This is a genomic window from Thermus kawarayensis JCM 12314 (genome assembly GCF_055393575.1).
The window spans coordinates 1,325,055-1,333,917 of record NZ_AP043756.1 but is presented as its reverse complement, the minus strand read 5'-3'; the positions used below and the strand labels follow the sequence as shown (position 1 = coordinate 1,333,917).

The following is an 8,863-nucleotide window of genomic DNA, read 5'->3' as shown; positions in this document are numbered from 1 at the left end:
GCTAGTGTAGCGAAAACCCTGGGGCTATGCTAGGCCCATGGACCCCTTCGGCATCCTCTACACCGACCTCTACCAGCTCACCATGGGCCAGGTCTACTTCCGCCTGGGCCTCCACGAGAGGGAGGCCCTCTTTGAGGCCTTCTACCGCAAAAACCCCGACTACGGGGCCCACCAGGCGGGCTACACCGTCTTCGCCGGGCTGGACCCCCTCCTCTCCTGGATGGAGGAAGCCCGCTTCGGCGAGGAGGAGCTAGAGGCCCTCCGCGCCCTCAAAAGCCGTTCCGGGAGGCCCCTCTTCGCCGAGGACTACCTGGCCTACCTCCGGGAGATGGGGGGGTTTTCCGGCCTCACCCTAAGGGCCCTGCCCGAGGGCCGCGTCGCCCACCCCCAGGTGCCCCTGGTGAGCGTGGAGGGCCCCCTCCTCCAGGCCCAGCTCCTGGAGACCGCCCTCCTGAACCGCCTCAACCACGAGACCCTCATCGCCACCAAGGCGAGCCGGGTGCGGGAGGCGGCGGGGGAGGCGGTGGTGCTGGAATTCGGCCTCCGCCGGGCCCCCGGCAAGGGGGGGGAGGGGGCCACCCGGGCGAGCCTCATCGGGGGGGCGGACCGCTCCAGCGCCGTGAGCCTCTCCCACCTCCTGGGCCTCCCCTCCTCCGGCACCCACGCCCACAGCCTGGTCCAGGCCTTCCTGGCCCTGGGCCACTCCGAGGAGGAGGCCTTCCGGGCCTTCGCCGAGGTCTTCCCCGACGACACCATCCTGCTTTTGGACACCGTGGACACCCTCCACTCGGGCCTGCCCCACGCCATCCGGGTCTTTGAGGAGCTGAGGCGCAAGGGGCACAGGCCCGTGGGGGTGCGGATAGACTCCGGGGACCTGGCCCACCTCGCCATCCAGGTGGCCAAGGAGCTGGACAGGGCGGGCTTCCCCGAGGTCCTCATCGTCCTCTCCGGGGACCTGGACGAGCTCGTCATCTGGCAGATCAAAAGCCAGATCCTGGAGGAGGCCCCCCGCTACGGGGTGGACCCCGACCGGCTGCTAAAGCGCCTGGTCTACGGGGTGGGGACCAGGATGGTGGTCTCCTGGGGCTACCCGGCCCTGGGGGGGGTGTACAAGCTGGTGGCCATCCGGGAGGACGGGAGCTGGGCCCCGGCCATGAAGATCTCGGACTCCCTGGAAAAGGTCCTGAACCCCGGGCACAAGCGGGTCTACCGGGTCTACGACCGGCGGGGCCTGGCCACCGCCGACCTCCTGGCCCTGGCCGAGGAGGAGGTGCGGGAGGACCGGCCCCTCTGCCTCCGCCACCCCACGGACCCCACCAAGCGCCGCACCCTGATGCCGGGGGAGTTCGCCCTCGAGGCCCTCCTGGAGGAGGCCTTCCGCCACGGGAGGCGCCTCTTCCCTCCCCTCCCCCTAAAGACCCTGCGGGAAAGGCGGGACCGGGACGTGGCCCGGCTGGACCCCGGGGTGCGCCGCCTGGTGAACCCCCACGTCTACCACGTCTCCCTCACGGAGAGGCTCTTCGCCCTCAAGGAGGAGCTGGTGCGGAGGCTGGAAGGCTAAGTGCCCGCACTTTGGTTTCGCAACATGGGATGCCCAAGCCGGGGCTGGGGGAGGCTTTTTTGGGGCCCCCACCGCGGCGAAAGCCGCGGTGGGGTACAACGCCACCCCCTCCGGTCAGGAGGCCTGCTTAAGCCTCGCCTCCTCCAGGGCCTTTAAGGGGTTGTCCAGGTGGGGCAGGTCCACCACGATCTCCTTGACCCCGCTCCCCGGGGCCTCAAACATCAGGTCCACCATGGTCCTCTCCAGGATGGCCCTTAGGCCCCTGGCCCCCGTGCCCCGCCTGAGGGCCCTTCGCGCCACCTCCCTGAGGGCCGCCGGGGTGAAGCGAAGCTCCATGCCCTCCATGCGGAAAAGCTCCTGGTACTGCTTCACCAGGGCGTTCTTGGGCTCGGTGAGGATCCTCACCAGGTCCTCCTCGCCCAAGGAGTGGAGCTGGACGATGAGGGGGGCCCGGCCCACGAACTCGGGGATCATCCCGAACTTCACCAGGTCCTCGGGGATGACCTCCAGGGGCTCCTCCTTGGCCTGGTGGCGGGTAAAGCCGATGGTGGTGCGCTCGGTGCGCGCCTTCACGATGTTCTCCAACCCCTCAAAGGCCCCGCCCAGGATGAAGAGGATGTTCCTGGTGTTCACCGGGATGAACTCCTGGTGGGGGTGCTTCCTGCCCCCCTGGGGCGGGACGTTGGCGATGGTCCCCTCGATGATCTTCAAGAGGGCCTGCTGCACCCCCTCCCCGGAGACGTCCCGGGTGAGGGAGGGGTTTTCCGACTTGCGGGCGATCTTGTCTATCTCGTCGATGTAGACGATGCCCATCTCCGCCCGCTCCACGTCAAAGTCGGCGTTCTGCAGAAGGCGCAGGAGGACGTTCTCCACGTCCTCCCCCACGTACCCCGCCTCGGTGAGGGTGGTGGCGTCGGCGATGGCGAAGGGCACCTCCAGGAAGCGGGCCAGGGTTTCGGCCAGGAGGGTCTTGCCCGTGCCCGTGGGGCCGATGAGGAGGATGTTGGACTTGCCGATCTCCGCCTCGGGGTGGAGGAGGCGCTTGTAGTGGTTGTAGACGGCCACGCTCAGGGCGCGCTTCGCCGCCTCCTGCCCCACCACGTACTGGTCCAGGTGGGCCTTGATCTCCTGGGGCCTGGGCAGGCGGCTTGGCCCCTTAGGGGCGGAGCGCCCCTCCCGGGCCAGGACCTCCCGGGCCCGTTCCACGCAGTCCTCGCAGATGTAGACGTCCTCTATGGGGCTTTCCAAAAGCCTCCCCGTCTCCGGGGGGCGGAGGCCGCAGAAGCTGCAGTAGGGCCTAGGCTTCTTCACGGGTCACCACCTGGTCGATGAGGCCGTACTCCAGGGCCTCCTGGGCGGAGAGGTAGTAGTCCCGGTCCGTGTCCTTTTCCACCTTCTCCAGGGGCTGGCCGGTGTGCCGGGCGAGGATCTCGTTCAAAAGCTTCTTGGCCTTCAGGATCTCCTGGGCCTGGATGGCGATGTCGCTGGCCGTGCCCCGGGCCCCGCCCCAGGGCTGGTGGATCATCACCTTGGAGTGGGGCAGGGCGTAGCGCCGGCCCTTCTCCCCGGCCGCCAGGATCACCGCCGCCATGCTGGCCGCCATGCCGATGACGATGGTGGAAACCGGGGCCCGCACGAACTGCATGGTGTCGTAGATGGCAAGCCCGGCGTCCACCTCCCCCCCAGGGGAGTTGATGTAGAGGCGGATCTCCTGGTTGGGGTTCTGCGCGTCCAGGAAGAGGAGCTGGGCCACGATGGTGTTGGCCACCTGGGCGTCTATGGGGGTGCCCAGGAAGATGATGCGGTCTTTGAGGAGGCGGGAGTAGATGTCGTAGACCCGCTCCCCGCGGGCGGTCTGCTCGATGACGTACGGGATCACCATACCGCCTCCCATTGTAGCGGCAAGCCCAGGGGGAAAACCCCCCCTGGGCCACCATGGCCTCCCTAGGGAAGCTGGGCTAAGGCCAGGCGCACGGCCTTGTCCTGGAGGTAGGCGGCCTTTAGCCTTTCCAGGCCCCTTTCCCCGAACTCCCGCCTGAGCTCGGGGAGGGTGAGCCCGTAGGAGCGGGCCACCGCCTGGAGGTAAGCCTGCCACTCCTCCTGGGTGAGCTCGGGGCGGAGCTCCTCGGCCAGCCTCTCCTTGGCCAGGGAGCGCTTCACCCGCCTCAGGGCCTCCTGGCGGAGCTCCTCCTTGAACTTCGGAAGCTCCCCCTTCTCCTCCAGGGCCTTCAGGTAGGCCTCGAGACCCACCCCCTGGCGGTAGAGGTCCTCGGCCAGGTGCTCCAGGAGGTGGCGCTCCTCGGCCTCCAGCATGGAGGGGGGGATGTCCGCCTCCAGGCCCTCGGCCAGCCTCTCCAAAAAGGCCCGCTCCCTCGCCTCCTGGTACTGGGCCTCCGCCTGGCGCTTTAGGCTTTCCCGGACCTTGGCCTTCAGGTCCTCGAGGCTTTCCGCCTCCAGGGTCTTGGCGAACTCCTCGTTGAGCTCGGGGAGCTCCAGGGCCTTGACCTCCAGGACCTCGGTCCTCACCTCCCGCACCTTCTCGCCCTTCTCGTTCAGGACGGGGACCAGGACCACGTCCCCCGCCCGCTTGCCCAGGAGGGCCTCCCGCACGTGGGGCAGGGCCATGGAGAGGTCAATGGGAAACTCCGCCCCCTCCTCGGTGCGCACGTAGACGTGGTCCCCCTCCCCCGCCTCCCGGTCCACGGGGACGAGCTCGGCGTAGCGCTGGCGGAGCTCCTCCAGGGCCTTTTCCACCATCTCCTCGGTGACCTCGGGGGAAGGAACCTCCAGGGTAAACCCCCGCCAGTCGGGGAGGGTGGCCTCGGGGTAGTTCTCCACCTCGGCCACGTAGCGGAACCCCTCCCCCTCCTTGAGCTCCTCCTCCACCACCCGGGCGGCCACCGGGAGAAGCCCAAGCTCCCGCACCGCCTGGGGGTAGGTTTCCTCCACCAGGCGCTCCTTCAGGTCGGCCAAAAGCTCCTCCCGCCCCAGGCGGGCCTCCACCACCTTCAGGGGGGCCTTGCCCGGGCGGAAGCCCGGGATCCGGACCTTGCGGGCAAGGTCCTTAAGCAGGGCCTGGTAGCTGGCCTCCACCTTCTCCGCCGGGACCTCCACCCGGACCTTCACCAGATAACCGGAACGCTCCAGGATCTCCGCCACGCCTCACCTCGCCAGAAAAGGGGCCCCGCCCGGGTGGTGCGAGGAGCGGGACTTGAACCCGCACGGGTTGCCCCACCGGATCCTAAGTCCGGCGCGTCTACCGGTTCCGCCATCCTCGCAAGGGAGGGCGAGGCCCCCCTTTAAAATACCACCCCGTTTGGGGTGGCGGGATTGGGGTGAGCGATGGGACTTGAACCCACGACCCCCGGATCCACAGTCCGGTGCTCTAACCAGCTGAGCTACGCTCACCACGCTCAGCATCCGCCATTCTACGGGGCTATTTCCCCTGCGTCAAGGCCTGGAGGCCGCCCTCGAGGCTCATGGCCTCGTAGCCATCGGCCTCCAGGTAGAGGGCGGCCACCTGGCTCAGAAGGCCCTTCTCGCAGACCAGGAGAAGGGGCACCCTGGGCAGGCCATGCTCCCCCTTTTGGATCTTCTCCAGGGGGACCCATTCTGCGGGGAAGGGGAGGGGGGTGTGCCGCTTGTCCGGGGGGCGGACGTCCACCACCCTGACCCCGGCTTCCAGGAGGGCGGGAAGCTCCTCGGGGCGGACCCTGCGCATGGGCCAAGTATAGCGCGGGAGGCCCTGGCCTGTGCGCAAGATTATGCACCTCTACCCGGCTAAGTGGTATAAGTTCGCCAGAGCGCCTTGGCGCCTTCCCGCTCTTGTGCTAAGCTCATCCCTCGGGTACGCGATGCCGCCGAGAAGAGACCTCAAGAAAATCCTCATCATCGGTTCCGGGCCCATCACCATCGGGCAGGCCGCCGAGTTTGACTACTCCGGCACCCAGGCGGTGAAGGCCCTGCGGGGGGCGGGGTACGAGGTGGTCCTGGTGAACTCCAACCCCGCCACCATCATGACCGACCCCGAGCTGGCGGAGAGGACCTACATTGAGCCCCTGACCCTGGAATTCCTGGAAAGGATCCTGGCCGAGGAGCGCCCCGACGCCCTCCTGCCCACCCTGGGGGGGCAGACCGCCCTCAACCTCTCCATGGCCCTTTACGAGGAAGGGGTCCTGGAGCGCTATGGGGTGGAGCTCATCGGGGCCAAGGCCGAGGCCATAAGGAAGGGGGAGGACCGGGAGGCCTTCCAGAAGGCCATGCAGAGGATCGGCCTCGAGGTGCCCCGGGGGAGGATGGTGGGGAGCGTGGAGGAGGGCCTCCACTTCGCCCGGGAGGTGGGCTACCCCGTGGTGGTCCGCCCCTCCTTCACCCTGGGGGGCACGGGGGGCGGCATCGCCAGGGACGAGGCCGAGCTCAAGGAGGTCCTGGGGCGGGGCCTCCGCCTCTCCCCCGTCCACACCGCCCTGGTGGAGGAGTCGGTGCTGGGCTGGAAGGAGTTCGAGCTGGAGGTGATGCGGGACCACGCCGACACCGTGGTGGTCATCACCAGCATTGAGAACCTGGACCCCATGGGGGTCCACACCGGGGACTCCATCACCGTGGCCCCGGCCCAGACCCTCTCCGACGTGGAGTACCAACGCATGCGGGACGCCGCCAAGGCGGTGATCCGGGAGATCGGGGTGGACACCGGGGGGTCCAACATCCAGTTCGCCCTCCACCCCAAGACGGGGCGGATGGTGGTCATCGAGATGAACCCCCGGGTCTCCCGCTCAAGCGCCCTGGCCTCCAAGGCCACGGGCTTCCCCATCGCCAAGATCGCCGCCCTCCTCGCCGTGGGCTACCGCCTAGACGAGCTCCCCAACGACATCACCCGCAAGACCCCGGCCTCCTTTGAGCCCACCATTGACTACGTGGTGGTGAAGATCCCCCGCTTCGCCTTCGAGAAGTTCCAAGACCTGCCTAACACCCTGGGAGGGCTCAGGGACGAGCTTTCCACCCAGATGAAAAGCGTGGGGGAGGTGATGGCCATGGGCCGCACCTTCAAGGAGGCCCTCCTCAAGGCCCTAAGGGGCCTGGAGCGGGACGTGAGGGCCCTCGCCGGGGTCAGGAGGGAGGAGCTGGAGAAGAAGCTCTACCCCAACCCCGACCGCATCCACGCCGTCTTGGAGCTCCTAAGGCGGGGGATGCCCGTGGAGGCCATCCACGAGGCCACCCGCATCGACCCCTGGTTCCTCCACCAGATGAAGGAGGTGGTGGAGGCCGAGGAGTGGCTCAAAACCCACCCCCCCAAGGACCGGGAGGACTTTCGCTTCTACAAGGCCCTAGGCCTTCCCGACCGCAGGATAGGGGAGCTCCTGGGGAAGGGGGAACGAGAGGTGCGGGCCGAGAGGAAGGCCCTGGGGGTGGCGCCCGTCTACAAGACCGTGGACACCTGCGCCGCCGAGTTTGAGGCCTACACCCCTTACCACTACTCCACCTACGAGGTGGAGGACGAGGTCTGGCCCTCGGAGAAGCCCAAGGTGGTGATCCTGGGCTCGGGGCCCATAAGGATCGGCCAGGGGGTGGAGTTTGACTACGCCACGGTCCACGCCGTCTGGGCCCTCAAGGAGGAGGGGTTTGAGACCATCATGGTGAACTCCAACCCCGAGACGGTCTCCACCGACTACGACACCGCAGACCGCCTCTACTTTGAGCCCCTGACCCTGGAGGACGTCCTGAACCTGGTGGAGCACGAGAAGCCCCTGGGGGTCATCGCCACCCTGGGGGGGCAGACCCCCTTGAAGCTGGCCCGGGGCCTGGAAGAGGCCGGGGTGCGGCTCCTCGGCACCCCCTATAGCGCCATCCACCAGGCGGAGGACCGGGAGGCCTTCCACGCCCTCTGCCGGAGGCTTGGCATCCCCCAGCCCGAGGGCCGGGTGGCCCAGACCCCGGAGGAGGCCCTGAGGCTTGCCGAGGAGGTGGGCTTCCCCCTCCTGGCGCGGCCCAGCTACGTCCTGGGCGGGCGGGCCATGCGGGTCCTGGGGAGCCCGGAGGAGCTCCGGCGCTACCTGGAAGAGGTCTACGAGCCCCTGCAGGAGAGGCCCTCCATCCTCCTGGACCGCTACCTGGAAGGCGCCGTGGAACTGGACGTGGACGCCCTTTCCGACGGGGAGGAGGTGATGGTGGCCGGGGTGATGGAGCACGTGGAGCGGGCCGGGGTCCACTCCGGGGACTCGGCCACCGTCCTCCCCCCGGTGCACGTGCCCGGGAAGGCCCTGGAGAAGGTGCGGGACTACACCCGCCGCCTGGCCCTGGCCCTGGGGGTGCGGGGGCTTCTCAACGTCCAGTACGCCGTCTTAGGGGAGGAGGTCTACGTCCTCGAGGCCAACCCCCGCGCAAGCCGCACCGTGCCCTTCGTCTCCAAAGCCATCGGGATCCCCCTGGCCAAGCTCGCCGCCAAGATCGCCCTGGGCAAGCGCTTGCGGGAGCTTGGGGTGCGGGACCTGGACCCCACCCCGCCCTACTACGCCGTGAAGGAGGTGGTCATCCCCTGGCTCAAGTTCCCCGGGGTCATCCCCGTCCTGGGGCCGGAGATGCGCTCCACCGGGGAGAGCATGGGGGTAGACCCCGACCCCTACCTGGCCTACTACAAGGCGGAGCTGGGGGCCGGGCAGAGGCTTCCCCTCTCGGGCCGGGTGCGGTTCCTCGGGGAGGGCCTGGAGGAGCTTAAGGCCCTCTACCGGGAGGCGGGCTTCCTCCTCACCGAGGGAGAGGACTACGACCTCCTGGTAAGCCTCCTCCCCCACCCCGAGCTCCGCCGGGCGGTGGAGCGGGGCCTGCCCTTCATCACCACCCGGGAAGGGGCCTGGTGGAGCCTGAAGGCCATCCTGCGGGCCCGGGAAAAGCCCCTTTCCGTCCAAAGCCTCCAGGGGTGGCACCGGGTGTACAATGGGGGCCAATGAAGCTGGTCATCGCCATCGTCCAGGACACGGACGCCCCCGGCCTCACCAAGGCCCTCCTGGAGCGGGGCCTCCAGTCCACCAAGCTGGCCTCCACCGGGGGGTTCCTCCGGGAGGGGAACACCACCCTCCTCATCGGCCTCGAGGACGACCGGGTCCCCGAGGTGCTGGACCTCATCCGGGAGAAGTGCCGCACCCGCACCCGCCTGGTGACCCGGGGCCTGCCCCTCTCCGAGGCCCCCGATCCCTTCCTGGCCCAGCCCGTGGAGGTGCAGGTGGGGGGGGCGGTGGTCTTCGTCCTGCCGGTGGAGGGCTTCTTCAAGGTATGAGGGCCTCCCCTCCGGGCCGGGCGCTGGACTAC

General features: G+C 68.6%; 7 protein-coding genes and 2 tRNA genes. 3 read left to right on the top strand and 6 right to left on the bottom strand.

Annotation, left to right across the window (positions count from 1 at the left end):
- Window positions 1-37 precede the first annotated feature (37 nt).
- The gene (locus ACZ5RK_RS07470) at window positions 38-1,561 is read left to right on the top strand and encodes a nicotinate phosphoribosyltransferase (RefSeq protein ID WP_464908640.1); all 1,524 of its coding nucleotides are present in this window, start codon (window positions 38-40) and stop codon (window positions 1,559-1,561) included.
- A gap of 114 nt (window positions 1,562-1,675) precedes the next feature.
- On the opposite strand, the gene clpX is transcribed toward ACZ5RK_RS07470, so the two are convergent.
- The 6 genes from clpX to ACZ5RK_RS07440 all read right to left on the bottom strand — a co-directional run bounded on the left by clpX (window position 1,676) and on the right by ACZ5RK_RS07440 (window position 5,282).
- Complete coding sequence (gene clpX / locus ACZ5RK_RS07465; protein ID WP_464908639.1) at window positions 1,676-2,872, bottom strand: ATP-dependent Clp protease ATP-binding subunit ClpX; 1,197 nt, start codon at window positions 2,870-2,872, stop codon at window positions 1,676-1,678.
- Window positions 2,859-3,443 carry an ATP-dependent Clp endopeptidase proteolytic subunit ClpP gene (clpP, locus tag ACZ5RK_RS07460; protein ID WP_464908638.1) on the bottom strand — a complete coding sequence of 195 codons (585 nt, stop codon included), beginning with the start codon at window positions 3,441-3,443 and terminating at the stop codon, window positions 2,859-2,861. The genes clpX and clpP overlap by 14 nt, the downstream gene beginning before the upstream one ends.
- 62 nt (window positions 3,444-3,505) lie before the next feature.
- The gene (gene tig, locus ACZ5RK_RS07455) at window positions 3,506-4,720 is read right to left on the bottom strand and encodes a trigger factor (RefSeq protein WP_464908637.1); all 1,215 of its coding nucleotides are present in this window, start codon (window positions 4,718-4,720) and stop codon (window positions 3,506-3,508) included.
- Window positions 4,721-4,754: 34 nt separating this feature from the next.
- Window positions 4,755-4,839 (bottom strand) — tRNA-Leu (locus ACZ5RK_RS07450).
- A 53-nt stretch (window positions 4,840-4,892) separates the two neighbouring features.
- Window positions 4,893-4,969, bottom strand: a tRNA-His gene (locus tag ACZ5RK_RS07445).
- 28 nt (window positions 4,970-4,997) lie between these two features.
- Window positions 4,998-5,282: a rhodanese-like domain-containing protein gene (locus ACZ5RK_RS07440; RefSeq protein WP_054647321.1), complete on the bottom strand. Its 285-nt coding sequence runs from the start codon at window positions 5,280-5,282 to the stop codon at window positions 4,998-5,000.
- Between the two features lie 133 nt (window positions 5,283-5,415).
- Between ACZ5RK_RS07440 and carB the strand changes: the two genes are divergently transcribed.
- Both carB and ACZ5RK_RS07430 read left to right on the top strand, forming a co-directional pair.
- The gene (carB, locus tag ACZ5RK_RS07435) at window positions 5,416-8,505 is read left to right on the top strand and encodes a carbamoyl-phosphate synthase large subunit (protein ID WP_464908636.1); all 3,090 of its coding nucleotides are present in this window, start codon (window positions 5,416-5,418) and stop codon (window positions 8,503-8,505) included.
- The gene (locus ACZ5RK_RS07430) at window positions 8,502-8,831 is read left to right on the top strand and encodes a cyclic-di-AMP receptor (RefSeq protein ID WP_054637906.1); all 330 of its coding nucleotides are present in this window, start codon (window positions 8,502-8,504) and stop codon (window positions 8,829-8,831) included. Before carB ends, ACZ5RK_RS07430 begins: the two co-directional genes overlap by 4 nt.
- Window positions 8,832-8,863: the final 32 nt, after the last annotated feature.

What these genes read in the sequence shown, in the direction of transcription:
- ACZ5RK_RS07470 (WP_464908640.1), top strand. Translation starts at nt 38, where the DNA reads ATGGACCCCTTCGGCATCCTCTACACCGACCTCTACCAGCTCACCATG.
- clpP (WP_464908638.1), bottom strand. Translation starts at nt 3,443, where the DNA reads ATGGTGATCCCGTACGTCATCGAGCAGACCGCCCGCGGGGAGCGGGTC.
- ACZ5RK_RS07440 (WP_054647321.1), bottom strand. Translation starts at nt 5,282, where the DNA reads ATGCGCAGGGTCCGCCCCGAGGAGCTTCCCGCCCTCCTGGAAGCCGGG.
- carB (WP_464908636.1), top strand. Translation starts at nt 5,416, where the DNA reads ATGCCGCCGAGAAGAGACCTCAAGAAAATCCTCATCATCGGTTCCGGG.
- ACZ5RK_RS07430 (WP_054637906.1), top strand. Translation starts at nt 8,502, where the DNA reads ATGAAGCTGGTCATCGCCATCGTCCAGGACACGGACGCCCCCGGCCTC.